This is a genomic window from Pseudomonas sp. s4 (assembly GCF_046764235.1).
Lineage (GTDB): Bacteria > Pseudomonadota > Gammaproteobacteria > Pseudomonadales > Pseudomonadaceae > Aquipseudomonas > Aquipseudomonas asiatica.
On record NZ_CP177209.1, the window covers coordinates 5,754,963 to 5,781,444 of the forward strand.

The 26,482-nt window shown below is 63.8% G+C and carries 19 protein-coding genes; 9 read left to right on the forward strand and 10 right to left on the reverse strand.

All coding sequences use genetic code 11. From position 1 onward, the window contains the following. Window positions 1–16: 16 nt before the first annotated feature. From ACK56M_RS26745 to putP, 6 genes are all read right to left on the reverse strand, one after another. Window positions 17–1,420, reverse strand: coding sequence for a PIG-L deacetylase family protein (locus ACK56M_RS26745; RefSeq protein ID WP_015272036.1), 1,404 nt, complete (start codon window positions 1,418–1,420; stop codon window positions 17–19). Next, on the reverse strand, window positions 1,417–2,313 hold the full coding sequence (locus ACK56M_RS26750; protein ID WP_015272037.1) for an antimicrobial resistance protein Mig-14: 897 nt from the start codon (window positions 2,311–2,313) through the stop codon (window positions 1,417–1,419). Before ACK56M_RS26750 ends, ACK56M_RS26745 begins: the two co-directional genes overlap by 4 nt. Then, a complete protein-coding gene (locus tag ACK56M_RS26755) occupies window positions 2,313–3,443 on the reverse strand; it encodes a glycosyltransferase (RefSeq protein WP_015272038.1) in 1,131 nt (376 codons plus the stop codon). The genes ACK56M_RS26750 and ACK56M_RS26755 overlap by 1 nt, the downstream gene beginning before the upstream one ends. Next, a complete protein-coding gene (locus tag ACK56M_RS26760) occupies window positions 3,427–5,184 on the reverse strand; it encodes a carbamoyltransferase (protein ID WP_015272039.1) in 1,758 nt (585 codons plus the stop codon). Before ACK56M_RS26760 ends, ACK56M_RS26755 begins: the two co-directional genes overlap by 17 nt. A gap of 220 nt (window positions 5,185–5,404) precedes the next feature. After that, complete coding sequence (locus ACK56M_RS26765) at window positions 5,405–6,241, reverse strand: 23S rRNA (adenine(2030)-N(6))-methyltransferase RlmJ (RefSeq protein ID WP_013974483.1); 837 nt, start codon at window positions 6,239–6,241, stop codon at window positions 5,405–5,407. A gap of 186 nt (window positions 6,242–6,427) precedes the next feature. After that, a complete protein-coding gene (gene putP, locus ACK56M_RS26770; protein WP_015272040.1) occupies window positions 6,428–7,906 on the reverse strand; it encodes a sodium/proline symporter PutP in 1,479 nt (492 codons plus the stop codon). A 74-nt stretch (window positions 7,907–7,980) separates the two neighbouring features. Here putP and ACK56M_RS26775 point away from each other — a divergent pair, with 74 nt between their 5' ends. Both ACK56M_RS26775 and putA read left to right on the forward strand, forming a co-directional pair. After that, window positions 7,981–8,169 (forward strand): hypothetical protein, encoded by a 189-nt coding sequence (locus tag ACK56M_RS26775; RefSeq protein ID WP_137108938.1) that lies wholly within the window; start codon window positions 7,981–7,983, stop codon window positions 8,167–8,169. 94 nt (window positions 8,170–8,263) lie between these two features. Next, the gene (gene putA / locus ACK56M_RS26780; RefSeq protein WP_411959151.1) at window positions 8,264–12,217 is read left to right on the forward strand and encodes a trifunctional transcriptional regulator/proline dehydrogenase/L-glutamate gamma-semialdehyde dehydrogenase; all 3,954 of its coding nucleotides are present in this window, start codon (window positions 8,264–8,266) and stop codon (window positions 12,215–12,217) included. Between the two features lie 102 nt (window positions 12,218–12,319). Here the strand turns inward: putA and ACK56M_RS26785 are convergent, their stop codons facing one another. From ACK56M_RS26785 to ACK56M_RS26795, 3 genes are all read right to left on the reverse strand, one after another. Then, on the reverse strand, window positions 12,320–12,571 hold the full coding sequence (locus tag ACK56M_RS26785) for a DUF3077 domain-containing protein (RefSeq protein WP_043936290.1): 252 nt from the start codon (window positions 12,569–12,571) through the stop codon (window positions 12,320–12,322). Window positions 12,572–12,839: 268 nt separating this feature from the next. Continuing rightward, the gene (locus ACK56M_RS26790) at window positions 12,840–13,277 is read right to left on the reverse strand and encodes a hypothetical protein (protein ID WP_054572167.1); all 438 of its coding nucleotides are present in this window, start codon (window positions 13,275–13,277) and stop codon (window positions 12,840–12,842) included. Between the two features lie 105 nt (window positions 13,278–13,382). Then, window positions 13,383–13,946: a hypothetical protein gene (locus ACK56M_RS26795; RefSeq protein WP_100413006.1), complete on the reverse strand. Its 564-nt coding sequence runs from the start codon at window positions 13,944–13,946 to the stop codon at window positions 13,383–13,385. 373 nt (window positions 13,947–14,319) lie between these two features. Here ACK56M_RS26795 and ACK56M_RS26800 point away from each other — a divergent pair, with 373 nt between their 5' ends. The 7 genes from ACK56M_RS26800 (at window position 14,320) to yccS (ending at window position 25,583) form a co-directional block, all read left to right on the forward strand. After that, window positions 14,320–16,122 carry an acyl-CoA dehydrogenase gene (locus tag ACK56M_RS26800; protein ID WP_015272045.1) on the forward strand — a complete coding sequence of 601 codons (1,803 nt, stop codon included), beginning with the start codon at window positions 14,320–14,322 and terminating at the stop codon, window positions 16,120–16,122. A gap of 32 nt (window positions 16,123–16,154) precedes the next feature. Continuing rightward, window positions 16,155–17,597: a TldD/PmbA family protein gene (locus tag ACK56M_RS26805; protein WP_054572169.1), complete on the forward strand. Its 1,443-nt coding sequence runs from the start codon at window positions 16,155–16,157 to the stop codon at window positions 17,595–17,597. Beyond that, window positions 17,597–18,916 carry a TldD/PmbA family protein gene (locus ACK56M_RS26810; protein WP_054572170.1) on the forward strand — a complete coding sequence of 440 codons (1,320 nt, stop codon included), beginning with the start codon at window positions 17,597–17,599 and terminating at the stop codon, window positions 18,914–18,916. Before ACK56M_RS26805 ends, ACK56M_RS26810 begins: the two co-directional genes overlap by 1 nt. A gap of 65 nt (window positions 18,917–18,981) precedes the next feature. Further along, window positions 18,982–20,409 (forward strand): multidrug transporter subunit MdtD, encoded by a 1,428-nt coding sequence (gene mdtD / locus ACK56M_RS26815; RefSeq protein WP_015272048.1) that lies wholly within the window; start codon window positions 18,982–18,984, stop codon window positions 20,407–20,409. A 112-nt stretch (window positions 20,410–20,521) separates the two neighbouring features. Next, the gene (dbpA, locus tag ACK56M_RS26820; RefSeq protein WP_230396947.1) at window positions 20,522–21,859 is read left to right on the forward strand and encodes an ATP-dependent RNA helicase DbpA; all 1,338 of its coding nucleotides are present in this window, start codon (window positions 20,522–20,524) and stop codon (window positions 21,857–21,859) included. A gap of 137 nt (window positions 21,860–21,996) precedes the next feature. Continuing rightward, entirely contained in the window at window positions 21,997–23,178 is a 1,182-nt protein-coding gene (locus tag ACK56M_RS26825) for an NAD(P)/FAD-dependent oxidoreductase (protein WP_015272049.1), read from the forward strand. A 221-nt stretch (window positions 23,179–23,399) separates the two neighbouring features. Beyond that, window positions 23,400–25,583: a YccS family putative transporter gene (gene yccS, locus ACK56M_RS26830; protein WP_054572171.1), complete on the forward strand. Its 2,184-nt coding sequence runs from the start codon at window positions 23,400–23,402 to the stop codon at window positions 25,581–25,583. Window positions 25,584–25,714: 131 nt separating this feature from the next. Here yccS and ACK56M_RS26835 read toward each other — a convergent pair whose 3' ends face one another. Continuing rightward, window positions 25,715–26,452, reverse strand: coding sequence for a substrate-binding periplasmic protein (locus ACK56M_RS26835; RefSeq protein WP_043935950.1), 738 nt, complete (start codon window positions 26,450–26,452; stop codon window positions 25,715–25,717). Window positions 26,453–26,482: the final 30 nt, after the last annotated feature.

The window sequence follows — 26,482 nt, forward strand, 5'->3', positions numbered from 1 at the left end:
CAACCATGGGGCGCGCCTACAGCTCACGCCGCCAGAACAGTTCATGTCGGCGCACGGCCTTGCGGAAGAATTCGTTCTCGCCGTAAGGCGACGACCGCCGCCCGGCCAACCAGCGCTGCAACAAGCGGCGCAGGCGGCGTTTGAACGGTGCTGGCGGCTGTAGGTCGTGCATCATGCCCAGGGCCATGGCCTTGTCGCGCTGGGTCGCAAGGTCCAGTACCAGGCTGCAAGGAGCCCAGGCCTGGACAGCTTCCAGCTGTGGCGGCAGGGCCACGCCATCACCACTGTCGCCCATCGGCCAGCGGTCGTTGTCATGCAGGTGGTTGGCGTAGCACAGCAGGGTTTGCGGCTGCCAGGCCAGGCCTTGCAAGGCTTCCAGCACCGCTGCCTGGGCACAGATGTGGTCGGGGTGCGGGTCGAGCTGCGGGTGCGGCATCACCAGCACCTCTGGCCTGGCCATTTCCAGCAAGGCCCGCAGGTCGGCGAGCAGGTTGCGCCAGGTCGGCGCGCCATCGACATCGGCCGGCAGCGGGAACGGGTTGAATCGGCGGAATACGCGAATGTCGGCGAGGTCGGCCTCGCGAGAAGCGGCCGGCTGGTCTGGCGCAGCCTGCATGGCAGGCAGTTGCAGACAGAAGTAGCCCAGCTGCACGCAACGCGATTCCGCCACACCGGCCCAGCGTGGCACGGCGACACTATCCCAGGCCCTCAGGCGGCCCTTCAGGCGCGCGGCCTCGGCCTTTGCCAAGCCCATCTGCTGATAGTGCTCGGCCTCGATTTCACCAGCGGTCAGGGTCACTACCCAGGTTTCGTCGGCCTGGCTGTAAAGGCCGTAAGCGGCCAGCTCGGCATCATCGGCATGCGGCGCGATCACCATCACCCGGCGCCGTTGCAGCTCGACCGCCGGGGTTATCCACAAGCGCGGCTGGCCCGCCAGCCGGCAATGCCGGCCACGCAGGCGCAACGCGCCAGCCTGCAGAGGTGCGGCGAGGCCGGTGAGGTTGAGGAAGCGCACGCCATCGACGCCACGCTCGAAGGTTTGCCGGTCGGCCTGCTCGCCAGCCACCAGCTCGACCTGCGGGTCCAGGAAGCGCCCCATCCAGCTGCTTTTTACCCGCAGCTCGAGGACCAGGGTTTCGTTGCCCTGCAGCACGCACTCAGCCTTGAGCAAGCCGCCGCTCAGGCTGGCAGGAGCCTCCCGGGTCAACTCGCCGAAGTCGTAGGCGTAGTCCTCACCTGGCGCGTAGAACAGGTGGTCGGCAAACCAGGCCTCGTGGGCCGCCCACAACAGCGGCAACAGCAGCAGTGGCAACCACCACCAGCTGAACGCACCTATGGCCACCAGCGCGACCAGGCCCGCCAACAGGCCCAGGCGCTTGTTGCGCCGGTGGCGCTTGAGCAACTGCTGCTTGCGACTCACGCCTGATACACCTGCACGGGGTTGCACCAGCGGTCCTTGTACTCGCGGTCGGCACGGCCGAACGAGAACCGCAGCGGCTTGTTGCGCGCACGGGCGTCTTCCCAGGCGGCCTGGGTATTGAGGAAGCTCAGCACGCTGCCGGGGCTGAAGGCCTTGGTTTCAGGGTCGACACCACCATTGATGTACTCGACGCTGATCCATTCCGGCGCTTCGACACGGTAAACCAGCTGGATGGCAATCGGCTTGCCGTCCAACAGCAGCACCGAGCCGATCAGCAGCTCGCGCAGGCGTTCCAGCACCTCGGCCATGCGCTCGGCACCGGTGGCAGGGAAGCCCCAGCGGCGCTGGAACAGGTCGCAGTACATGCTGGCGATTTCCTGCGCGCTGAAGTCGCCGATCGGGCGCACCACACCGCCCGCCTCTTCCAGCAGGCGCAGTTCGCGGCGCTGGTTGTAGCGGAACTTCTTCGACAGGTCTTCGTGGGCGCGGGCCATGGCCAGCTGTTCCTTCTGCGCCTTGAGGCCGCTGAAGCGGCCCTGGTTCAGTTCGGACAGGTAGCGCGCGGCATGGCGCAACGGTGCAGCGGCATCGGCCGCCGCCGGCAGGATGATCTCGGCGTTGCCCAGGTCGAACAGGGCCTTTTTGCCGGCACGCTTGAGCACGTCCTTGGACAGCGCAAGGTGGCGCCCCCAGGTAGGAATGGCGGCTTTCAGCTCGCCGGCCTGGTGCCAGCCCAGATAACGCACAGGGATCTGCGCCAGGTCCGCCAGCTGCTCGACCACCTGGGGATGGGTGGCGACACTGCCACCAAACCGGGCCCATGCCTCGGCATAGGCCTTGGCGTCGATAACTTGCCAACCGCGTTCGCGGAAGGCCTGGATACGGTTGAGCATCAGGCCTGCCCCACCAACGCGCGGACTTGCGGCAGTTGCCAGAATGCTTCGCGCACCGCCTGGTCGGAAAAGCGTTCACGCAGGCGCTGCAGCATGTGCTCGGCACAGGCCTGGCGTTGCTGCCCATCGAGCACAGCCATGTGTTTCAGGCCCTGGGCCAATTGCCCCGCATCGCCCAGAGGGAACAGCACGCCAACACCCTCCACCACTTCGCGGGCACCACCACAGGCCGTGGCCAGTACCGGCACACCGGCGACCATGGCTTCGAGCAGGACCATGCCGAACGGCTCATGGTCGGAGCTCAGGGCGAATACGTCGAATGCCTGGAAGTAACGGCGCGCATCCGGCACCTGGCCAAGGAAGTCCACTTGCCCGGCAATGCCCAGCTCGGCGGCCAGGGCCTTGAGCCTGGCTTCCAGGCGCCCCTTGCCAAGGATTGCCAGGCGGGCGCCAGCCGGCAGCCCCGGTAGCGCTTCGGCAAAGCCACGCAGCAGGGTGGCCTGGTCCTTGTCCGGGTGCAGGCGCCCGACGTTACCGACAATCCACGCCTGTGCGTCCAGCCCCAAGGCCTGACGGGCCTCGGCGCGTGGCACCAGGGCCGCTTGCAGGGCGTCGATGTCGATGCGGTTGTACAAGGTCTGGATACGCTCTGCCGGCCACTGCGGCAGACAGCGGCGCATGTCGTCACGCACTGCGTCCGACACGCCCAGCAAGCTCAGGCGTTTGCTGAACAGGTTGGCGAAGATGCGTCGCCCCTTGCGCTCGTAGTCACCGAAAGCATGGTGCACGCCGATCACCGGCAAGCCGGTGCCCAGCAACGCCACGTAGATCGGCTTGAAGCGATGGGCGATGCAGAAGGCGAAATTGCGCTCGGCGGCGATCCGCCGCAATGCACGGATGGCGCCGAGTTTCAGGCCGCGCACAGCCTTGGAGCTGAACTCCAGGAACAGCACCTCGTCCGACGCACAGCCAGCCGCTACCTGCGGGTCGGCGGCGCCGGTGAGGAACACCGTGGTGACCTGGTAGCCACGCCCCTGGAACAGGCTGGCGTACTGACGGGCGCAGTCCAGGAACGGCCCGTCATAGCCATGGCAGAACTGCAGGATGCGCGGTTCAGAGCGGCTGGTCATACGGGGCCGCGCCGTCCTTCACAACCAGGATGTCTTCCATGATCAGGTACTGCAGGTCCGAGCCGAAGAACATGTTCAGGGCGTCGGTCGGCGAGCAGATCATCGGTTCACCACGGCGGTTCAGCGAGGTGTTTAGCGACACTCCGTTGCCCGTCAGGTCTTCCAGTGCCTTCATCATGTCGTAGTAGCGCGGGTTGTACTCGCGCTTGAGCACCTGGGCACGCGAAGTGCCGTCCTCGTGGACCACTTCCGGCACGCGGGTCTTCCACTCTTCAGCCACTTCGAAGGTGAAGGTCATGAACGGCGCCGGGTGGTCGACCTTGATCATCTGCGGGGCGACGGTGTCGAGCATCGACGGGCAGAAAGGTCTCCAGCGTTCGCGGAACTTGATCTGCTCGTTGATGCGGTCGGCTACGCCCGGCACGCTCGGGCAACCAATGATCGAACGGCCGCCCAGGGCACGGGGGCCGAATTCCATGCGGCCCTGGAACCAGGCCACCGGGTTGCCATCGACCATGATTTTGGCGATGCGCTGCGGCATGTCGTCGAGCTTGCGCCACTTCGGTGCGTTCGGGTGACGGGCACAGGCAGCGATCACGTCTTCGTTGGAGTACGAAGGGCCGAGGTAGACGTGTTCCATCTTCTCGACCGGTACGCCACGAGCGTGGGAAACGTAGGCGGCAGCACCCACGGCGGTACCGGCGTCACCGGAAGCCGGCTGAACGAACAGCTCTTTCAGGTCTGGGCGGGCAATGATCTTCTGGTTGAGCTTGACGTTCAGCGCGCAACCGCCGGCAAAGGCCAGCTTGCCGGTTTCACGCAGGATGTCGCCCAGGTAGTGGTCGATCATCTGCAGGGCGATCTTTTCGAACAGTGCCTGCATGCTGGCCGCGTAATGGATGTACGGCTCGTCGGCGATGTCCCCTTCGCGCTTGGGGCCCAGCCACTCGATCAGTTTCGGCGAAAAGTAGAAGCCCTTGCCCTTCTCTTTATAGCGGCGCAGGCCAATGACGTTGGCGTATTCGGTGTTGATCACCAGTTCGCCGTTTTCGAAGCTGGCCAGACGCGAGAAGTCGTACTTGCTGGCGTCACCATACGGCGCCATGCCCATGACCTTGAACTCGCCATCGAGCATCTCGAAGCCGAGGAACTCGGTGATTGCGCCGTACAGGCCGCCAAGCGAGTCCGGGTCGAAGAATTCCTTGATCTTGTGGATCTTGCCGTTTTCGCCGTAGCCAAAGAAGGTGGTGGCGTATTCGCCCTTACCGTCGATGCCGAGGATTGCGGTTTTTTCCTTGAACCCCGAGCAGTGGTAGGCACTGGAGGCATGGGCCAGGTGGTGCTCGACGGGCTCGATCTTCACCTTTTTCGGGTCGAAGCCCAGTTGCTCCAGGCACCAGACGATCTTCTTGCGGTAGCGCTTGTAGCGACGGTTGCCCATCAGAATAGCGTCGAGGGCGCGATCCGGGGCGTACCAGTAGCGCTTGGCATAATGCCAGCGCGCCTTGCCGAACAGGCTGATCGGGGCGAACGGGATGGCTACCACGTCGACGTCGGATGGCTTGATGCCAGCCTGTTCCAGGCAGAACTTCGCCGACTCGTAGGGCATGCGGTTCTTCGCATGCTTGTCACGCACGAAGCGCTCTTCTTCGGCGGCGGCAATCAGTTTGCCGTCAATGTACAAGGCCGCGGAAGGGTCATGGCTAAGGGCGCCGGACAGGCCAAGAATCGTCAATGCCAAGGGATTAGCCTCTTCATTCGGTAGAAATGCGCCAGCGGCCTCTTGGGCGGGTGGCGGCTAAAGAGCGGGATTATAACGCAAACATGTGCGCAACGCGGCAACCTGTACTGGCCTCATCGCCGGCAAGCCAGCTCCCACAGGTACACCACCGACCTTGAGGCCCGCGCTGTACCTGTGGGAGCTGGCTTGCCGGCGATGGGGCCGGTACAGGCAAGCAATATTATTCAGCGATCAGCCAGTCCATGCGGAAGCTGCCGGCGGTTTGCGCCAGCTCTTTGGCCAGCCATGGCAGCAGCTCCTTGAGCTCTTCTTCCAACCCCCACGGTGGGTTGGCGATGGCCAGACCTGAGCCATTGAGCCCCTGCGGGCTGTCCTGGTGGTGCACATACAACTCGACCCGCAGCAGTTTCGGTGCGCCGGTGCTGGTCAGGTCCTGGTAGAAGCGGGTCAGCGAGCGCTGGTCCTTGATCGGGTACCAGATGGCCGCGACAGTCTGGCGCATGCGGCCGATCGCCTCTTTCATGGCGGTAGTGCAGCGCTTTAGCTCGTCAGCCTGTTCGAACGGCGGGTCGATCAACATGATCGCGCGCTTTTCCTGCACCGGCAGCAAGGCCCGCGGCACATGCCAACCTTCGCCCAGGTGCACGAACACGCGCGGGTCTTTCTTCATGTTCTCTTTGAGCAGCGGCCCGTCTTCGGGATGCTTCTCGTTGAGCAGGGCGCGGTCCTGCTGGCGCATCAGGCGGCGAGCCAGCTCGGGCGAACCGGGGTAGTAGCGCAGCTCGCCATCGGCATTCAGGCGCTTGATGATACGCAGATAGTCGTCGGCCATGGCCGGCAGGTCATCGCGATTCCATAGGCGGGCGACACCTTCCAGGTACTCGCCGGTGCGGGTTGCCTGGTCGCCCTGCAGATCGTACAGACCGAGCCCTGCGTGGGTATCGATGTAGGCGAATGGCTGCTCCTTGCGCGACATCAGGGCGATGAGGCGAGTCAGCACGATGTGTTTGAGGACGTCGGCGTGGTTGCCGGCGTGGAAGGCGTGACGATAGTTCATGGCAACTCCTGCGGGGGTGGCAAGTTTACCTTGCCTTGCAGGCGGAGTCAGGGCCTGGCTGCTGATCGGCGGCGCCTGTTTCGCGGGTAAACCCGCTTCCACAGGCACCTCACAGAATTTGAGTTCTGTGCAATCCCTGTGGGAGCGGGTTCACCCGCGAAACAGGCGCCGCCGACTCAACGGGTATTACTTGTCAGCGTGATACGCCGCATCAGCAGTCTCGAAACGCTTGACCATTGCCTGCGACGGGCTGCCCAGCTTGCTCACCACGAAGATGGCGATGCTGGCGAACAGGAAGCCCGGGATGATTTCGTACAGCCCGAGGGTGTCGAAGTTCTTCCACAGGATCACGGTCAGTGCACCCACCACGATACCGGCCAGTGCGCCGTTACGGGTCATGCCTTTCCACAGCACCGAAATCAACACCACCGGACCAAAGGCAGCACCGAAGCCGGCCCAGGCGTAAGCCACCAGGCCCAGCACGCGGTTTTCCGGGTTGGAGGCCATGGCGATGGCGATCAGGGCGACGGCCAGCACCATCAGGCGGCCGACCCACACCAGTTCGACCTGCGAAGCGTTCTTGCGCAGGAAGGACTTGTAGAAGTCTTCGGTCAGGGCGCTGGAGCACACCAGCAGCTGGCAGCTCAGGGTACTCATCACCGCCGCCAGGATGGCCGACAGCAGTACACCGGCGATCCATGGGTTGAACAGGATCTTGGCCAGCTCGATGAACACACGCTCGTGGTTCTCGGTGACCGGGCCCGCCAGATCAGGGTGCGCCGAGAAGTAGGCGATGCCGAAGAAGCCCACGGCGCAGGTACCGGCCAGGCACAGGATCATCCAGGTCATGGAGATACGGCGGGCGTTGGCGATCGACTTCACCGAGTCGGCGGCCATGAAACGCGCCAGGATATGCGGCTGGCCGAAGTAGCCCAGCCCCCAGCCCATCAGCGAGATGATGCCGATGAAGGTGGCGCCCTTGAGCATGTCGAAGTTGGCCGGGTTGACCGCATCTATGGCAGCGAAGGTGGTATCGAAGCCGCCAGTGGAGATCAGCACGATCACCGGGGTGAGGATCAGCGCAAAGATCATCAGCGAAGCCTGCACGGTATCGGTCCAGCTCACCGCCAGGAAACCACCGACGAAGGTGTAGGCGATGGTTGCAGCGGCACCGGCCCACAGGGCGGTTTCGTACGGCATGCCGAAGGTGCTCTCGAACAGACGGGCACCGGCAACGATGCCGGAGGCGCAGTAGATGGTGAAGAACACCAGGATCACGATGGCCGAGATGATCCGCAGCACGCCGCTGTTGTCTTCGAAGCGGCTGGAGAAGTAGTCCGGCAGCGTCAGTGCATCGCCGTTGTGCTCGGTCTGCACGCGCAGACGACCAGCGACGAACAACCAGTTCAGGTAGGCGCCGACGGTCAGGCCGATGGCAATCCAGGCTTCGGACAAGCCTGAGAAGTAGATGGCGCCCGGCAGGCCCATCAGCAGCCAGCCGCTCATGTCGGAAGCGCCGGCGGAAAGCGCGGTGACCACGCTACCCAGGCTGCGGCCGCCGAGGATGTAGTCGGAAAGGTTATTGGTGGAGCGATAGGCGGCGAAGCCGATCAGCACCATTGCCGCGATATAGACCACGAAAGTGATCGTTAGTGGATTGCCCATGCGTGTGCCCTGGCGTTTGTTTTTATGTCATGCACAACCGCAGCCATGGCGGTTGCACCCAGGCGGCGAATCCTATGCAACAACGCAAAGCGGGTGCAACCATTTTTCATTTGCAAGTTGCACCTTCTCGTGCATTTTCAGACAAATCTGATTTTTTGCTCCTTTTGGGAGCAACAACCTCGCTTTTCAGAATAAAACGCACCGAAAACGACCCTTTTCCGGGCATGGAAATGACGGTCGGACGAGTTGCACCTTTTCCATGAAAAATTCGGGTTGCACCTGGTTGCACCCGAATTGTCCTACAGCTACTCTTGGCGCCAGCTTAGGCCACAACCGTGGCAATAACGAGGATAAGAAATGGCGACGACCACCCTTGGGGTCAAACTCGATGACCCGACCCGTGAGCGACTCAAGGCAGCTGCGCAGTCGATTGACCGCACCCCGCACTGGTTGATCAAGCAAGCGATCTTCAACTACCTGGAGAAGCTCGAGGGTGGTGCCACCCTGACCGAACTCAACGGCCATGCCAGCAACCTGGCCGACGATGCCGGAGAGGTCCAGCCCGACCACAGCCACCAGTGCTTCCTCGAGTTCGCCGAGAGCATCCTGCCGCAGTCGGTGCTGCGCTCGGCGATCACCGCCGCCTACCGCCGCCCCGAACAGGAAGTGGTACCGATGCTGCTGGAGCAGGCGCGCCTGAGCGCCCCGCTGGCCGAAGCGACCAACAAGATGGCCGCCGGCATCGCCGAAAAACTGCGTAACCAGAAGAGCGCTGGCGGTCGTGCCGGCATCGTTCAGGGCCTGCTGCAGGAATTCTCGCTGTCGTCCCAGGAAGGCGTGGCACTGATGTGCCTGGCCGAAGCCCTGCTGCGCATCCCCGACAAGGGCACCCGTGACGCGCTGATCCGCGACAAGATCAGCACCGGCAACTGGCAGCCGCACCTGGGCAACAGCCCGTCGCTGTTCGTCAACGCCGCCACCTGGGGCCTGCTGCTGACCGGCAAGCTGGTGTCTACCCACAACGAATCCGGCCTCACCTCCTCGCTCACCCGCATCATCGGCAAGAGCGGCGAGCCGATGATCCGCAAGGGCGTCGACATGGCCATGCGCCTGATGGGCGAGCAGTTCGTCACCGGCGAAACCATCGCCGAAGCCCTGGCCAATGCCAGCCGCTTCGAGTCCAAGGGCTTCCGCTATTCCTACGACATGCTCGGCGAAGCCGCACTGACCGAGCACGACGCACAGAAGTACCTGGCGTCCTACGAGCAGGCCATCCACTCGATCGGCAAGGCCTCCCATGGCCGTGGCATCTATGAAGGCCCGGGCATCTCGATCAAGCTGTCGGCGCTGCACCCGCGCTACAGCCGCGCCCAGTACGAGCGCGTGATGGAAGAGCTGTACCCGCGCCTGCTGTCGCTGACCCTGCTGGCCAAGCAATACGACATCGGCCTGAACATCGACGCCGAAGAAGCCGACCGCCTGGAGCTGTCGCTCGACCTGCTCGAGCGCCTGTGCTTCGAGCCTTCTCTGGCCGGCTGGAATGGTATCGGCTTCGTAATCCAGGCCTACCAGAAGCGCTGCCCGTATGTGATCGACTATGTCATCGACCTGGCCAAGCGCAGCCGCCACCGCCTGATGATCCGCCTGGTGAAAGGCGCCTACTGGGACAGCGAAATCAAGCGCGCCCAGGTCGAAGGCCTGGAAGGCTACCCGGTCTACACCCGCAAGGTGTACACCGACGTGTCCTACGTTGCCTGCGCCCGCAAGCTGCTGGCCGTGCCAGAAGCCATCTACCCGCAGTTCGCCACCCACAACGCCCACACCCTGTCGGCCATCTACCACATTGCCGGTCAGAACTACTACCCGGGCCAGTACGAGTTCCAGTGCCTGCACGGCATGGGCGAGCCACTGTACGAGCAGGTGGTCGGCAAGATTTCCGAAGGCAAGCTGAACCGTCCGTGCCGCGTCTATGCACCGGTCGGCACCCACGAAACGCTGCTGGCCTACCTGGTGCGTCGCCTGCTGGAAAACGGCGCCAACACCTCGTTCGTCAACCGCATCGCCGACCACTCGATCTCCATCCAGGAACTGGTCGCCGACCCGGTCGCCAGCATCGAGCGCATGGGCACCCAGGAAGGCAGCATCGGCCTGCCGCACCCACGCATCCCGCTGCCGCGTGAGCTGTATGGCAGCGAGCGGGCCAACTCGGCCGGCATCGACATGGCCAACGAACACCGCCTGGCATCGCTGTCCTGCGCCATGCTGGCCACCGCCCACAACGACTGGAAAGCCACGCCACTGCTGGCCTGCGCTGCCAGCGAAGGCACCGCCGCACCGGTCCTGAACCCGGCGGACCACCGCGACGTGGTCGGCCATGTTCAGGAAGCCACGGTCGCCGACGTCGACAACGCCATCCAGTGCGCACTGAATGCCGCTCCGATCTGGCAGGCCACCCCGCCTGCCGAGCGCGCCGCCATTCTGGAACGCACCGCCGACCTGATGGAGGCCGAAATCCAGCCGCTGATGGGCCTGCTCATCCGCGAAGCCGGCAAGACCTTCGCCAACGCCATCGCCGAAGTGCGTGAAGCCGTGGACTTCCTGCGCTACTACGCGGTGCAGGCACGCAACGACTTCAGCAACGACGCCCACCGCCCGCTGGGCCCAGTGGTGTGCATCAGCCCGTGGAACTTCCCGCTGGCGATCTTCACCGGCCAGGTAGCCGCAGCGCTCGCCGCCGGCAACCCCGTACTGGCCAAGCCGGCCGAGCAAACCCCGCTGATCGCTGCCCAGGCCGTGCGCCTCCTGCTGGAAGCCGGCATTCCTGAAGGCGTGCTGCAGCTGCTGCCTGGCCGCGGTGAAACCGTCGGTGCCGGCCTGGTGGGTGACGAGCGCGTCAAGGGCGTGATGTTCACCGGTTCCACTGAAGTGGCCCGCCTGCTGCAGCGCAACGTCGCCGGCCGCCTGGACAACCAGGGCCGCCCGATCCCGCTGATCGCCGAAACCGGCGGCCAGAACGCGATGATCGTCGACTCCTCGGCACTGACCGAACAGGTGGTGATCGATGTGGTGTCCTCGGCCTTCGACAGCGCCGGCCAGCGTTGCTCGGCACTGCGCGTGCTGTGCCTGCAGGAAGACTCCGCCGACCGCGTGATCGAAATGCTCAAGGGTGCCATGGCCGAAAGTCGCCTGGGCTGCCCGGACCGCCTGGCCGTGGACATTGGCCCGGTGATCGACGCCGAAGCCAAAGCCGGCATCGAGAAGCACATCCAGGGCATGCGCGAGAAAGGTCGCTCGGTCTACCAGGTGGCCATTGCCGATGCTGCCGAGCTCAAGCGCGGCACCTTCGTCATGCCTACCCTGATCGAGCTGGAGAGCTTCGACGAGCTCAAGCGTGAAATCTTCGGCCCGGTGCTGCACGTGGTGCGCTACAACCGTCGCAACCTGGACCAGTTGATCGAGCAGATCAACAACTCCGGCTACGGCCTGACCCTCGGCGTGCACACCCGCATCGACGAGACCATCGCCAAGGTGGTGGAAACCGCCAACGCCGGCAACATGTACGTCAACCGCAACATCGTCGGTGCAGTGGTGGGCGTGCAGCCGTTCGGTGGTGAAGGCCTGTCCGGCACCGGCCCGAAAGCCGGCGGCCCGCTGTACCTGTACCGCCTGCTGTCGACCCGCCCGGCCGACGCGATTGGCCGCCACTTCCAGCAACAGGACGGCGAAGGCAAGCCTGACCGCGCCCTGCACGAACAGCTGATCAAGCCGCTGCACGGCCTGAAGGCATGGGCCGAGAGCAACCAGCTGTCCGACCTCGCCACGCTGTGCAGCCAGTTCGCCAGCCAGTCGCAGAGCGGCATCGCCCGCCTGTTGCCAGGCCCGACCGGCGAGCGCAACAGCTACACCATCCTGCCGCGGGAGCACGTGCTGTGCCTGGCCGATAACGAAGCCGACCTGCTGGCGCAGTTCGCCGCAGTGCTGGCTGTTGGCAGCTCGGCGGTATGGGCGGACGGCGAGCCGGGCAAAGCCCTGCGTGCCCGCCTGCCGCGAGAGCTGCAGGCCAAGGTCAAGCTGGTGGCGGACTGGAACAAGGATGAAGTGGCGTTCGACGCCGTGATCCACCATGGCGACTCGGACCAGCTGCGCGGCGTGTGCCAGCAGGTGGCCAAGCGTGCCGGGGCGATCGTGGGTGTGCACGGGCTGTCCAGCGGCGACCACCAGATTGCGCTGGAGCGCCTGGTGATCGAGCGGGCAGTGAGTGTGAACACTGCTGCTGCCGGTGGTAATGCCAGCCTGATGACCATTGGCTGAGGTTGAGGGTTGTTAACGAAAAAAGGAGAGCTTCGGCTCTCCTTTTTTTTATGGGGGCTGGGGTTGGGCTGACAGGTGTTCATTCAATCGGAAGCCAAACCCTCACTGCTTCATCCCCAACTCAGCATCATCCATCAGTGCCTTGGCCATCGCACTCAGGTAATGGGCAGCCCAGATCATCATCGGCTTCTCATCCATCAGCCCGGTAATGGTCAATTCGCGGACATTACCCATCAACTCCGACGACTGCTCACGGGCGTCCCTGCACGGGATGCCAGGCTCGATGCGGCTTGGGTGTCTTCTGTTGTCATTGTTCAACCCCCTGATAATTCTCGAGTGCCTGGCCGGGCCTATTCGCGGGCGCGCCCGCTCCCACAGGATCACCACAAGCTTCATGACTTGCACCGTACCTGTGGGAGCGGGCATGCCCGCGAAAGGGCCGGCTCAGGCGACACATCATTAAGCCTCAGTGCGAAGTTCGCGACCTAGATTAGGATCTTCGAGTGAATCTGCGTTCAGGGGTGGATCAGGAACTATCACCACCTGCTGTCAAACAAGAGGGTGGCAGCTGTGCATGGGTTGACTGACCGGTAGAAAAATCCAAAAAACCCGGCGCACACCGTTACCCGCGCTTTCGCCAGAGCCACAATAGGCACCAGCCTTTCCCAGCCTCCGAAATCAGCATCAGCCCAATCCACACCGAGTTACTGATACTGGAAGCCAGCATCGGCAACAACAGGATTATGGATATCGACGGAACGATAAAAAAGATGCGAAAGGGGATCTGCACCATCGCCAAGTAGACAGCCAACCGGCAACGCATAAGAAACAACCCGCAGGTCGCTATCAACGAAAGCTGCAGAATCAGGCCTAGCCAGACGATTAGCTCTAGCCCTCCTCCCCAGATCTGCATGTTGCTCAATGCGTCCTTGAAATCCGTCCAGAAAGGTATGGCACCTCGCTCCGTACTGCGGAAAACATAAAGGCAGATGTAGAACGCGTCCATGCCTCCCCAAAACAGGAAAGCGATCGCATGCCAGCTCAAGTTCGAGTTCTTCAATATGCTCCCTCTTCGAACCGCGCCGGAATACCGAGCTTCGCAGGGGCGGCCTTTCGCCGCGAAAGGGCCGCAAAGCGGCCCCGGCAAATTCTGCTGCGACGCTGCTCAAGCCATGGACGAAAGTGTGATCAAAGCAAACAGCTGCGCTGCTGTAATTACGGCAGCCAGCAGCATCCACAACCAATTGGCCAGCGTGAAACGGCTGTTGGCCACTCCTGCCTCATCCCCCGCGCTGAAATTGGCGCCTTTCTGCATGGACACCAGAATGACCAACCAAGCTGCTTGAATGACTACACCCGCAAAATACGCCGCCCACAACTGATCATCCAGAATCACAGTGGCAGCCACCCAGACAGCACACATACCGTAGTAGCCCAGCGTGAGCCCCAGAATGGACCAAGGGTAGGTTCTGCCTGACTCGCGAATATGATCATTCACCCTTCTCAATAACGGGTAGATGAAGAACACTGCAAAAGCGCTTCGCCAGAATGGGCTGACCTTTTCTCCTGTCCTCACTCCATACAGCTTCCAGCTCTGATAAAAGCAATACAGCCAGTAAAAACCAAGGGTGAAGAAGGTCATTACGCCAAACTTCAGGGGCGAGACTACGAAGAAGGGAAGTTGCTTGCCCTCGAAATCAGTCAAGTCGTTCTTGTGGACATCACTCATCAGAAAAGCCTCATTGCGAACACCAAAGCACACATTCAAGGCCAAATGGCATTCGATCCGCAGTAGTCCAGTTCCACTCTGACTTGTGGGAAACGTCTCTACATTTTCCTGCGCCTGCTCCGGCCCTTTCGCGGGTAAACCCGCTCCTACAGGTGCAGCGTTGATGGCTGGGGCTGCGCAGTACTTGTGGGAGCGGGTTTACCCGCGAAAGGGCCCGAACAGGCAAAACAACAACTGCCCCCACCCCGCGTGATCTGTTCGACCAACCACCAGGCATCCCGGAGTTCTCAACCCATATCACCCAAACCTATTAACCTGTCCCCCACCCCACCACCCTCCTACACTCGCAGCATCCCGCCTCAGGACCGCGACCATGCCCGAGACCCTGCTCAACCCCCGCAACCTCGCCTTCGAACTCTACGAAGTCCTCGACGCCGAGGCCCTGACCCAACGCCCGCGCTTCGCCGAGCACAGCCGCGAAACCTTCGATGCGGCGCTTTCAACTGCCCGCACCATCGCAGAGAAATTTTTCGCCCCGCACAACCGCAAGGCCGACGAAAACGAGCCGCGCTACGTGGATGGCCGCGCCGAACTGATCCCTGAAGTGAAACCCGCCGTCGACGCCTTTCTCAAAGCCGGCTTCCTCAACGCCAACCGTGACTTCGAAGCCGGCGGCATGCAGCTGCCGAGCCTGGTTTCGCAGGCCTGCTTCGCCCACTTCCAGGCGGCCAACGCCGGCACCACGGCCTACCCGTTCCTGACCATGGGCGCGGCCAACCTGATCGAGAGCTTCGGCAGCGATGAACAGAAACGCCTGTTTCTGCAGCCGATGATCGAAGGCCGCTACTTCGGCACCATGGCCCTGACCGAACCCCACGCTGGCTCGTCGCTGGCCGATATCCGCACCCGCGCCGAACCTGCCGGTGACGGCAGCTACCGGCTCAAGGGCAACAAGATTTTCATTTCCGGCGGAGATCACGAGCTGTCGGAGAACATCGTGCATATGGTTCTGGCCAAGCTTCCGGATGCTCCGCCCGGCGTGAAGGGCATCTCGCTGTTCATCGTACCCAAGTACCTGGTCAACGAAGATGGCAGCCGTGGCCCGCGCAACGATGTGCTGCTGGCAGGGCTGTTCCACAAGATGGGCTGGCGCGGTACTACCTCCACCGCGCTGAACTTCGGCGACAACGGCCAGTGCGTCGGCTACCTGGTCGGCCAGCCGCACCAGGGCCTGGCCTGCATGTTCCAGATGATGAACGAGGCACGCATCGGTGTCGGCATGGGCGCAGTGATGCTCGGTTACGCCGGCTACCTGTATTCGCTGGAGTACGCCCGCCAGCGCCCGCAGGGTCGGTTGCCGGACAACAAAGACCCGCACAGCCCCGCTGTGCCGATCATCGAGCACAGCGATGTGAAACGTATGCTGCTGGCACAGAAGGCCTACGTGGAGGGCGCCTTCGACCTGGGTCTGTATGCCGCGCGCCTGTTCGACGACACCCAGACTGCCAGCGACGAAAGGGCCCGCAAGCAGGCGCAGGAACTGCTCGACCTGCTGACCCCGATCGTCAAATCCTGGCCCTCGACGTTCTGCCTCAAGGCCAATGAACTGGCGATCCAGATCCTCGGGGGCCACGGCTACACCCGCGAGTACCCGGTAGAACAGTACTACCGCGACAACCGCCTGAACCCGATCCATGAAGGCACCGAGGGCATCCAGTCGCTCGACCTGCTGGGCCGCAAGCTGGCGCAGAACAATGGCGCCGGCCTCAAGCAGTTGATCCGGTCGATCGCTGCCACCGGTGAGCGCGCCAGCCACCATGCGAACCTCGACCCACTGCGCCAGCCGCTGGAGCAACTGGTCAACCGCCTGCAAGGTGTGACGCTGGCGTTGCTGGGTGACCTGGCCGAGGGCAAAGTCGCCGGCGCCCTGGCCAACTCGGCTCTCTACCTCAAGGCCTTCGGCCACTGCGTGATTGGCTGGCGCTGGCTGGAACAGGCGATCCATGCCGAACTCGGCCTGCTCAAGGGCAAACCCACCGACCGCGACTTCTACCTCGGCAAGCTGCAGGCAGCGCGTTATTTCCTGACCTGGGAGGTACCTGGCTGCCATAATGAGCTGGCATTGCTCGAGGCGCGCGACGACACTTGCCTCGCCATGCAGGACGAGTGGTTCTAAGGGGGAGCCACCGTGTACACGGAGGCTTCCACATGTTCGATACCAGCGCCCTGCTGCGCCAGCGCTTTGCCACGCTGCGCAGTACGGCCGAGCTGTTTTCCCTGCGCCATGTGAAACAGTCGCACCAGGCGCTGTCGGTTCGCCGCAACGTCGCGGAACCACCCTTCTTCAGCCAGGACGAGGGCGCCATGCTCACCGTGCGGGTGAATGGCGTGGAAGCCTATGCCGCCACCGCCGACCTGTCCCAGGCCGGCCTGCAGCGCGCCCTGGAGCAGGCCGAGGCGCTGGCTAGGCAGATCGCCCGATACAACCTGCTGGACCTGCGCGAGCAACCGGTGACCAGCGCACGCCACGACCACATTTCGCCCAACTTCGACCAACCCGTGCCCAACCTTGCCGACTGCCTTGGCCTGCTCGCTGCCGAATCGGCCAGCGTGCCCAAGGACAGCCGCCTGGTGGACTGGCAGGCCAGCCTGGGCCTGAGCCTGGTCGAGCAGACCTACCTGAACTCGGCCGGCGCCGAGCTACGCCACGCCCAGCGCTTCCTGTTCCCGGGCCTGGGGGTGACCGCCAGCGACGGCCAGGACAGCCAGAGCCGCAGCCTGGGCCGCGACAACTTCGGCCAGCAGGGCGGCTTCGAGGTCATCGAGCGCTGCGGCCTGGTCGGTGCTGCCCGCCGGGTGGCCGACGAGGCGCTGCAACTGCTGCTGGCGCCGAACACCCCCAGCGGCCCGCGCGACCTGCTGTTGATGCCGGACCAGATGATGCTGCAGATCCACGAATCCATCGGCCACCCGCTGGAGATGGACCGCATTCTCGGCGACGAACGCAACTACGCAGGTACCAGCTTCGTCAAAGCCGATGACTTCGGCCACCTGCAGTACGGCTCCGCGCTGCTCAACGTGACCTTCGACCCGACCATCGGCGAAGAGCTGGCCAGCTACAGCTTCGATGATGACGGCACCCAGGCCAGCAAGCAGTTCCTGATCCGCGATGGCCTGCTGCTGCGCCCGCTGGGTGGTGCGCTGTCGCAGTTCCGCTCCGGCCTCGACGGCGTGGCTAACAGCCGCGCCTGCGGCTGGAACCGTGCGCCGATCGACCGCATGGCCAACCTCAACATCGAGCCGGGCGACCAGAGCCTGGATCAGCTGGTGAAAGGCATCGAGCACGGCATCCTGATGCGCACCAACCGTTCCTGGTCCATTGATGATGCTCGAAACAAGTTCCAGTTCGGCTGTGAATGGGGCCAACTGATCGAAAACGGCGAGCTCAAGGGCATCGTCAAGAACCCCAACTACCGTGGTATCTCCGCGCAGTTCTGGCGCAACCTGGCGGCGGTCGGCGACAGCAGTACCTTCCAGGTGCTGGGCACGCCCAACTGCGGCAAGGGCGAACCCAACCAGGTGGTACGGGTGGGGCATGCCTCGCCGGCCTGCGTGTTCCGCCAGATCGACGTATTCGGAGGAGACGCCTGATGAAACACGCTTTCGAAACCCTGGTCGGGGATGTGCGCAAAGCCCTGCAGACGGGCGAACAGTTCACCCTCGGCTACAGCGCCGAACAATCGCAATTCGTGCGTTTCAACCATGCCAAGGTGCGCCAGGCCGGCACCGTGAACCAGGCCGGCGCGCAACTGCGGCTGATCCGCGATGGCCGCCAGGCAGAGCAACAGGTGACCTTGAGTGGTGACACGCAACTGGATAGCCAGCGTCTGTTCACGGCCCTGGAGCAACTGCGCCAGACCTTGCCACTGCTGGCGGTCGATCCGTACCTGCGCCTGGACGAAAGCGCCTGGCACAGCCACAGCCAGCAGGAGCAGCCGCTGCCCGAACTGAGCGATGTGCTGACCTTGCTCGAGCGCGAAGCCGGCGACCTTGACCTTGTCGGCATCTACGCCGCCGGCCCCATCTGCCGGGGCTTCGCCAGCTCGTTCGGGGCCTTCGGCTGGCACCAGGCCAACAGCTTCAACTTCGACTGGAGCCTGTTCCACGAAAACGGCGAGGCGGTGAAGGCCAATTATGCCGGGCAAGTGTGGAGCGCCGACGACTTCACCGCACGCCTGCGCCAGGCGCGGGAACAGCTGGGTTTCCTTGGCCGCCCTGCCGTCACGCTGAAGCCTGGCAGCTACCGCGCCTACCTGGCCCCGGCGGCCATGGACGAAATAGCCGGCATGCTGTGCTGGGACGGTTTTTCCGCACAGGCCCTGGCCACTGGCAACAGTGCCCTGCAGCGCCTGTACAACGGCGATGCGCGGCTGAGCCCACTGGTGAGTTTCACCGAGCAGGTCAGCGGTTCGCTGAGCCCTGCGTTTTCCGATGAAGGCTCGCCGCGCCTGGATGTGCCGTTGATCCAGCAAGGCGAGGCCCGGCAGCGATTGATCAGTGCGCGCAGTGCGGCCGAGTTCGAGCTGTTGGCCAATGGCGCCGATAGTTACGAGTCACCGTGTGCGCTGAGCCTGGCAACAGGTAGCCTGCCGAGCGAGCAGATTCTGGAGCGGCTCGGTACCGGGCTGTACATCAGCAACCTGTGGTACCTGAACTATTCCGACCTGCCGGCGGCACGCATGACCGGGCTGACCCGCTTCGCCACCTTCTGGGTGGAGAACGGGCAGATCCAGGGCCCGGTGAGCACCATGCGCTTCGATGACAGCCTGTACAGCTTGCTCGGCAGCCAGCTGGAGGACCTGACAAGCGAGCGCGAGATGATCCTGTCGACCAGTACCTATGGACAGCGCAGTACCGGGTCGAGTCATTTGCCGGGGGCACTGGTCAAAGGCCTGACCCTGACACTGTGATAGGCATTACCGGCCTCTTCGCGGGCATGCCCGCGAAAGGGCCGGCACTGACAAACGAGGAAGTCATGCCCGAACGCACCCCGCTGGACCCTGTCACCGCCCGCTGGATCCCTTGGGTGGTGGCCATCGCCTTTTTCATGCAGTCCCTGGACGGCACCATCCTCAACACCGCACTGCCAGCCATGGCCCGGTCGCTGGCCGAAGACCCGCTGCGCATGCAGGGCGTGATCATCGCCTACATGCTCACCGTGGCCCTGCTGATCCCCGCCTCAGGCTGGATCGCCGACCGCTTCGGCACCAAGCGCATCTTCTTCAGCGCCATCCTGCTGTTCAGCTTCGGCTCGCTGCTGTGCGCCGCCGCCAACAGCCTCGGTTTCCTGATCTTTGCCCGTGTCGTGCAAGGGCTGGGCGGTGCGCTGATGCTGCCGGTCGGGCGCTTGGTAGTCCTACGTGCCTACCCGCGCACCGAGCTGGTGCGCATCATGAGCTTCATCACCATCCCCGGCCTGCTCGGGCCGCTACTGGGCCCGACGGTTGGCGGCTGGTTGGTGGAAATACTGAGCTGGCACTGGATCTTCCTGCTCAACCTGCCGGTCGGCCTGATCGGCTGCTATGCCGTGTGGAAGTTCATCCCCGACCTGCGCGGCGCCGAGCGCACCACGTTCGACGGCCCTGGGTTCCTGCTGTTTGGCGCAGCGATGGTATTGATCACCATCGCCATGGAAGGCCTGGGCGAACTGCACCTGCCGCACCTGCGGGTGATGTTGCTGCTGTTCGCCGGCATGGCCTGCCTGGCGGCCTACTGGCTGCGCGCCGGGCGCGACCCGGAGCCGTTGTTCTCACCCAGCCTGTTCCGCGTGCGCACCTTTGCCATCGGTATTCTCGGTAACCTGTTCGCCCGCCTGGGCAGCGGCGCCCTGCCGTTCCTGGTGCCGTTGCTGCTGCAAGTGGCGCTGGGCTACTCGCCGGCCCAGGCCGGCATGAGCATGATCCCGCTGGCGGCTGCGGCGATGCTGGCCAAGTCCATCGCCCGGCCACTGATCGAACGCTTTGGCTACCGCATCATCCTCACCGGCAACACCCTGCTGCTGGGCCTGCTGCTGGCCAGCCTCGGGCTGGTCGACGAACAGACGCCCTATGCCGTGCTGCTGATTCAGCTGGGCCTGCTCGGCGCGGTCAACTCGATGCAGTTCACCGCGATGAACACGGTAACCCTGATCGACCTCGACGACGCCAGCGCCAGCAGCGGCAACAGCCTGTTGTCGGTGGTCGCGCAGCTGGCCCTGAGCCTGGGCGTGGCATGTGCAGGGGCATTGCTCGGCGGCTTTACCGCAGCCGGAAACGCCGACGGTGTGGAAACCACCTTGGGTGCATTCCAGCTGACCTTCGTTACCATCGGCGTGATGGCCATGCTGGCGGCGGCAATATTCCTGCAGCTGTCGCCGACGGACGGAAGGCGTGCCCGTCGTCCGGAACAACACATGGAGTCGTAGGGTGAATGGCCATGAGGCTGGTAGACTATGCGGCATTTTTCGCTTCGCACCGCAGGCCCGCCTCGTGACCACCGAATCCACCGCCTTTGCCACCTTGCCGCTGTCCACTGCCATGCTGGCCAACCTGGACGCCCTCGGCTATGCCTCGATGACACCGATCCAGGCCCAGAGCCTGCCGGTCATCCTCAAGGGGCAGGACCTGATCGCCCAGGCCAAGACCGGCAGCGGCAAGACCGCCGCCTTCGGCATCGGCCTGCTCAACCCGATCAACCCGCGCTACTTCGGTTGCCAGGCGCTGGTGCTGTGCCCTACCCGCGAACTCGCCGACCAAGTGGCCAAGGAGCTGCGCCGCCTGGCCCGCGCCGAGGACAACATCAAGATCCTGACCCTGTGCGGCGGCGTTTCGCTGGGCCCGCAGATCGCTTCGCTGGAGCACGGCGCACACATCATCGTCGGCACCCCAGGGCGCATCCAGCAGCACCTGGACAAAGGCACCCTGGTGCTCGACGGGCTGAACACCCTGGTGCTGGACGAGGCCGACCGCATGCTCGACATGGGCTTCTTCGATGCCATCGCCAGCATCATCGGCAAGACCCCGTCGCGCCGCCAGACCCTGCTGTTCTCGGCCACCTACCCGGCCGGCATCAAGCAACTGGCCGCCGACTTCATGCGCAACCCGCAACAGGTCAAGGTCGAGAGCCTGCATGCCGACAATCAGATCGAGCAGCGCTTCATCGAGATCGACCCGCAACAGCGCCTCGAGGCGGTCACCCGCGTGCTCGGCCACTACCGCCCGCAGTCCTGCGTGGCGTTCTGCTTCACCAAGCAGCAGTGCGAGGATGTGGTCGCCCACCTGACCGCCAAGGGCATCGTTGCCCAGGCCCTGCATGGCGACCTGGAGCAGCGCGACCGCGACCAGGTGCTGACCATGTTCGCCAACCGCAGCAGCTCGGTGCTGGTGGCTACCGATGTGGCCGCCCGCGGCCTGGACATCGATGGCCTGGACATGGTCATCAACGTCGAACTGGCGCGTGATGCGGAAATCCATGTGCACCGTGTCGGCCGCACCGGCCGTGCTGGCGAGAAAGGCATTGCGGTCAGCCTGGTGGCACCGGCCGAAGGCCACCGCGCCCAGGCCATCGAAGACCTGCAGAAGAGCCCGCTGCGCTGGGACCAGCTGGACAGCCTGAAGCACAAGGGTGGCGAACCGCTGCTGCCGCTTATGAGCACCCTGTGCATCGCTGCCGGGCGCAAGGACAAGCTGCGCCCGGGTGACATCCTCGGGGCGTTGACCGGTGATGCCGGTATCCCCGGCAAGCAGGTGGGCAAGATTGCGATCTTCGATTTCCAGGCGTTCGTGGCCGTGGAGCGACCGCTGGCCAAGCAGGCCATGCAGCGCTTGAACAGCGGCAAGATCAAGGGGCGCTCCCTGAAAGTCCGCATCGTCTGACCTAATTTTGGGGCCGCTTTGCGGCCCTTTCGCGACACAAGGCCGCTCCTACAGGGGATCGCAAACTCCTGTAGGAGCGGCCTTGTGTCGCGAGAGGGCTGCAAAGCAGCCCCCAGCAATCCTGAAGAGGTAACACCGTGCACTCCACCGACGTGATCATCCTCGGCGCCGGCGCCGCCGGCCTGATGTGCGCACAGCTCAGCGCCCGCCGTGGCCGCCGGGTACTGGTGCTCGACCACGCCAACAAACCGGGCAAGAAAATCCTCATGTCCGGCGGCGGCCGCTGCAACTTCACCAACATGTATACCGAGCCGGGCAACTTCCTCTCGCAGAATGCGCATTTCTGCAAGTCGGCCCTGGCTCGCTACACCCAGTGGGACTTCATCGAGCTGGTGTGCAAGCACGGCGTGGCCTACCACGAGAAGAAACTCGGCCAGCTGTTTTGCGACAACAAGGCCAGTGACATCCTCGACATGCTGCTGGCCGAATGCGATGAGGCCGGCGCCGAGATCCGCATGCACACCAGCATCGAGCAGATCGAGAAGACCGAAGGGGGCTACCTGCTGCAGACCAGCGGCGGCCAGTTCGCCTGCCAGTCGCTGGTGATCGCCACCGGCGGCCTGTCGATCCCGACCCTGGGTGCCACCGGCTTCGGCTACCAGGTGGCCCGCCAGTTCGGCCACACCCTGCTGCCGACCCGCGCCGGACTGGTGCCGTTCACCATCACCGAGCCCCAACTGAAGGCACTGTGCACCGAGTTGTCCGGCACATCGCTGGATTGCACCGCCAGCTGCAACGGCACCAGCTTCCGCGAGAACCTGCTGTTTACCCACCGCGGCCTCAGCGGCCCGGCGATTTTGCAGATTTCCTCGTTCTGGGAAGCAGGCGACACAGTCGAGATCAACCTGCTGCCCGACCGTGATGCACTGACCTGGCTGCAACAGATGCAGGCCGAACGCGCCAACACCGAGCTGAAAACCGTGCTGGGCGAGGTATTTACCCGCAAGCTGGCCAACCTGCTGGCCGAGCAGTGGTTCGAGTCCCGGCCCATGAAGCAGTACACACCGGCGGAACTGGCACAGATCGCCGAGAAGCTGGCGAACTGGCAGGTGGTACCGGCCGGTACCGAGGGCTATCGCACTGCCGAAGTGACCCTGGGCGGCGTGGATACCCGAGAGGTGTCGTCCAAGACCATGGAATCGCTGAAAAGCCCTGGGTTGTATTTCATTGGTGAAGTGCTGGATGTGACTGGCCATTTGGGCGGTTTCAATTTCCAGTGGGCCTGGGCCTCCGCCAACGCCGCGGCGCAGTTCGTGTAGAGTAGAATCCATTCAGCAGCACGGAATGCTTCTTGCCGGCCCGTGCTGGGAGTGCCGAAATTCGCATGGGGCTGCCATGCAGCCCATTCGCGGCACAAGGCCGCTCCTACAGGGGACGCGATCGACTGTAGGAGCGGCCTTGTGCCGCGAATGGGCCGCACAGCGGCCCCAATGACACGGCCTCGAACGGTATTTCTCTGATCACTGCCTAGCAGGCCATCATGTCATCGAGCTCGTTCCGTCAGTCACTGCGTCGCCTGTGGGGTCAAGACAAGTTCAGCTACAGCATCCGGGTCACCATCGCCCTCACCGGCAGCCTGGCCCTGTGCTGGTACCAGAACGAAATGGCCCTGCTGATTCCGCTGTTCCTCGGCATCATCGCCAGCGCCCTGGCCGAAACCGATGACAGCTGGCAGGGCCGCCTCAGCGCCCTGGCCGTCACCCTGGTGTGTTTTGCCATCGCCGCACTGGCGGTCGAACTGCTGTTCCCCTACCCGTGGGTATTCGTCATTGCCCTGGCCTTGGCGGCCTTTGGCCTGACGATGCTCGGTGCCTTGGGCGAACGCTATGGTGCCATCGCTTCAGCGACCCTGATCACTGCGGTGTACACCATGATCGGCGTGGACCAGCGCGGCGGCCAAGTCACCGATTTCTGGCACGAACCGCTACTGCTGGTGGCGGGCGCAGCCTGGTATGGGCTGCTGTCGGTGCTGTGGCAGGCGCTGTTTTCCAACCAGCCGGTGCAGCAGAGCCTGGCCAAGCTGTTTTTCGAGCTGGGCAGCTACCTCAAGCTCAAGGCCAGCCTGTTCGAACCCGTCCGCACCCTAGACGTCGAAGCCCGGCGCCTGGAGCTGGCCCAGCAGAACGGCAAGGTGGTGGCGGCGCTCAACGCGGCCAAGGAAATCATCCTGCACCGGGTGGGCAACAGCCAGCCGAACTCCAAGGTCAGCCGCTACCTCAAGCTGTACTTCCTGGCCCAGGACATCCATGAACGGGTCAGTGCTTCGCACTATCCCTACAACGCCCTGACCGAGGCTTTTTTCCACAGCGACGTGATGTTCCGCTGCCAGCGCCTGCTACGCAAACAGGGCTCGTCCTGCCAGGAGCTGGCCCGATCGATCCGCCTGCGCCAGCCGTTCGTGCTGGCCAGCGGTTATCCCGAAGCCCTCGAAGACCTCAACGCCTCGCTGGAACACCTGCGCACGCAGAACAACCCGGCCTGGCGTGGCCTGCTTCGCTCGCTGCGGGCACTGGCGGCCAACCTGGCGACGCTCGACCGCCTGCTCAGCGCCGCCAGCAACCCGGACAGCCTGGCCGACACCAGCGATAGCAGCCTGCTCGACCGCTCGCCACGCTCGCTGAAGGATGTGTGGACCCGACTGCGCACCCAACTGACGCCGACCTCGCTGCTGTTCCGCCATGCCCTGCGCCTACCCCTGGCGTTGTCGATCGGCTATGGCATGGTGCACCTGATCCACCCCACTCAGGGCTACTGGATCATCCTAACCACGCTGTTCGTGTGCCAGCCCAACTACGGTGCGACCCGACGCAAGCTGGTGCAGCGGATAGCCGGCACCGCCGTCGGCCTGACAGTAGGCTGGGCATTGTTCGACCTGTTCCCCAACCCGGTCATCCAGTCGTTGTTCGCCGTGGTCGCCGGGGTGGTGTTCTTCGTCAACCGCACCACCCGTTACACCTTGGCAACAGCCGCGATCACCCTGATGGTGCTGTTCTGCTTCAACCAGATCGGCGATGGCTATGGCCTGTTCCTGCCGCGTCTGTTCGATACCCTGGTCGGTAGCCTGATCGCCATCCTTGCGGTGTTCCTGTTCCTTCCCGACTGGCAGGGGCGACGGCTGAACAAGGCGCTGGCCAATACGCTGGCCTGCGCCAGCGTGTACCTGCGGCAGATCATGCAGCAGTATGCCCACGGCAAGCGCGATGATTTGGCCTACCGCCTGGCCCGGCGCAACGCCCACAACGCCGACGCGGCGCTGTCCACCACCTTGGCCAACATGCTGATGGAGCCGGGGCATTTCCGGAAGGAGGCCGACGTCGGCTTCCGCTTCCTGGTGCTGTCGCATACCTTGCTCAGCTACCTCTCGGGGCTGGGCGCGCACCGCGACACCGCCTTGCCGGCGGAGGTGCAGGAGCAATTGATCGAAGGTGCCGGGCAAAGCCTGGCCAGCAGCCTGGACGAGATTGCCAACGGCCTGGCCGCGCGGCTACCAGTGGCGATTCACAGTGATGCCGAAGAGGCGCTGGCCAATGCCCTGGAGCAGATGCCGGAAGAGCTGGACGAGCACCAGCGGCTGGTACAGACGCAGTTGGCGTTGATCTGCCGGCAGTTGGGGCCGCTGCGGACCTTGGCAGCGCATTTGATCAAGGAAGGTGCACCGGCCTGAGTTGTAATATCGTCTGTGCCGGCCTCTTCGCGGGTGAACCCGCTCCCACAGGAACCCCACAAGTTTCAAGTCCTGTGTAATACCTGTGGGAGCGGGTTTACCCGCGAAGAGGCCGGCACAGGCGATATAGATCAAAAGCCATGCTGGCGCATGAGCCGCGCATAGCTGCCATCCGCCTTCATCGCCGCAATCGCCTGCTCGAACCGCTCGACGATCCGCGCATGCTCCGGGTTTTTCAGGCTGACCAGGATATGCAGGGTGTTCTCTCCCAACGGCGGCTCCACCAGCATCACCCCATCGCGTACCTCCGGCAGCTCGCGCTGCAAGTTGTAACGGGCCACGTACTCGTCTTCCACCGCCAGGTCCACCCGCCCTGCCGCCAGCATGCGTACCGCAGAGGGAAAGTTGCGCACCGCCACCTTGTGCAGGCGAGTGTCGCGGTCGAACGCGGGAGAATAGGCGTAATCACGCACCACAGCGATGCTGTAGGGGTACAAATCTGACTGGCGCTTGTAACGAAACGCCTCGCCCTTGCGTTGCAACAGGCGAATGCGGTTGACCAGGTAGGCTTCGGAAAACTGCCCGATGCTGGCGCGCGAGTCGTTGTACCAGGCGTTGATCAGTACGTCGTAACGCCCCTCGCTCACCCCCAGCAGAGCCCGCGCCCAAGGAGCCTCTTCGACCCCACTGGTGTAGCCGGCCCGGGCCAGCGCCGTGGTGACGATGCTGGTCGCCAGGCCACCGCCCGGCATGCTGGCATCGGTGAACGGCGGCCAATTGTCGGCCACCAGCCGCAGCTTTTCGTGACCCAGGGCGGGTGTTGCAAGCATCATTGCCAACAATCCCAGAACACAAAGCAGTGGCCGCATGCTCACGTCCTTTCGCAATGGAGGGCACAC

Coding starts and splice junctions, on each gene's coding strand:
- ACK56M_RS26750 (WP_015272037.1), bottom strand. CDS start 2,313: ATGCTCAACCGTATCCAGGCCTTCCGCGAACGCGGTTGGCAAGTTATC.
- ACK56M_RS26755 (WP_015272038.1), bottom strand. CDS start 3,443: ATGACCAGCCGCTCTGAACCGCGCATCCTGCAGTTCTGCCATGGCTAT.
- ACK56M_RS26765 (WP_013974483.1), bottom strand. CDS start 6,241: ATGAACTATCGTCACGCCTTCCACGCCGGCAACCACGCCGACGTCCTC.
- putP (WP_015272040.1), bottom strand. CDS start 7,906: ATGGGCAATCCACTAACGATCACTTTCGTGGTCTATATCGCGGCAATG.
- ACK56M_RS26775 (WP_137108938.1), top strand. CDS start 7,981: ATGCAACAACGCAAAGCGGGTGCAACCATTTTTCATTTGCAAGTTGCA.
- putA (WP_411959151.1), top strand. CDS start 8,264: ATGGCGACGACCACCCTTGGGGTCAAACTCGATGACCCGACCCGTGAG.
- ACK56M_RS26795 (WP_100413006.1), bottom strand. CDS start 13,946: ATGAGTGATGTCCACAAGAACGACTTGACTGATTTCGAGGGCAAGCAA.
- ACK56M_RS26800 (WP_015272045.1), top strand. CDS start 14,320: ATGCCCGAGACCCTGCTCAACCCCCGCAACCTCGCCTTCGAACTCTAC.
- ACK56M_RS26805 (WP_054572169.1), top strand. CDS start 16,155: ATGTTCGATACCAGCGCCCTGCTGCGCCAGCGCTTTGCCACGCTGCGC.
- ACK56M_RS26810 (WP_054572170.1), top strand. CDS start 17,597: ATGAAACACGCTTTCGAAACCCTGGTCGGGGATGTGCGCAAAGCCCTG.
- mdtD (WP_015272048.1), top strand. CDS start 18,982: ATGCCCGAACGCACCCCGCTGGACCCTGTCACCGCCCGCTGGATCCCT.
- dbpA (WP_230396947.1), top strand. CDS start 20,522: ATGCTGGCCAACCTGGACGCCCTCGGCTATGCCTCGATGACACCGATC.
- yccS (WP_054572171.1), top strand. CDS start 23,400: ATGTCATCGAGCTCGTTCCGTCAGTCACTGCGTCGCCTGTGGGGTCAA.
- ACK56M_RS26835 (WP_043935950.1), bottom strand. CDS start 26,452: ATGCGGCCACTGCTTTGTGTTCTGGGATTGTTGGCAATGATGCTTGCA.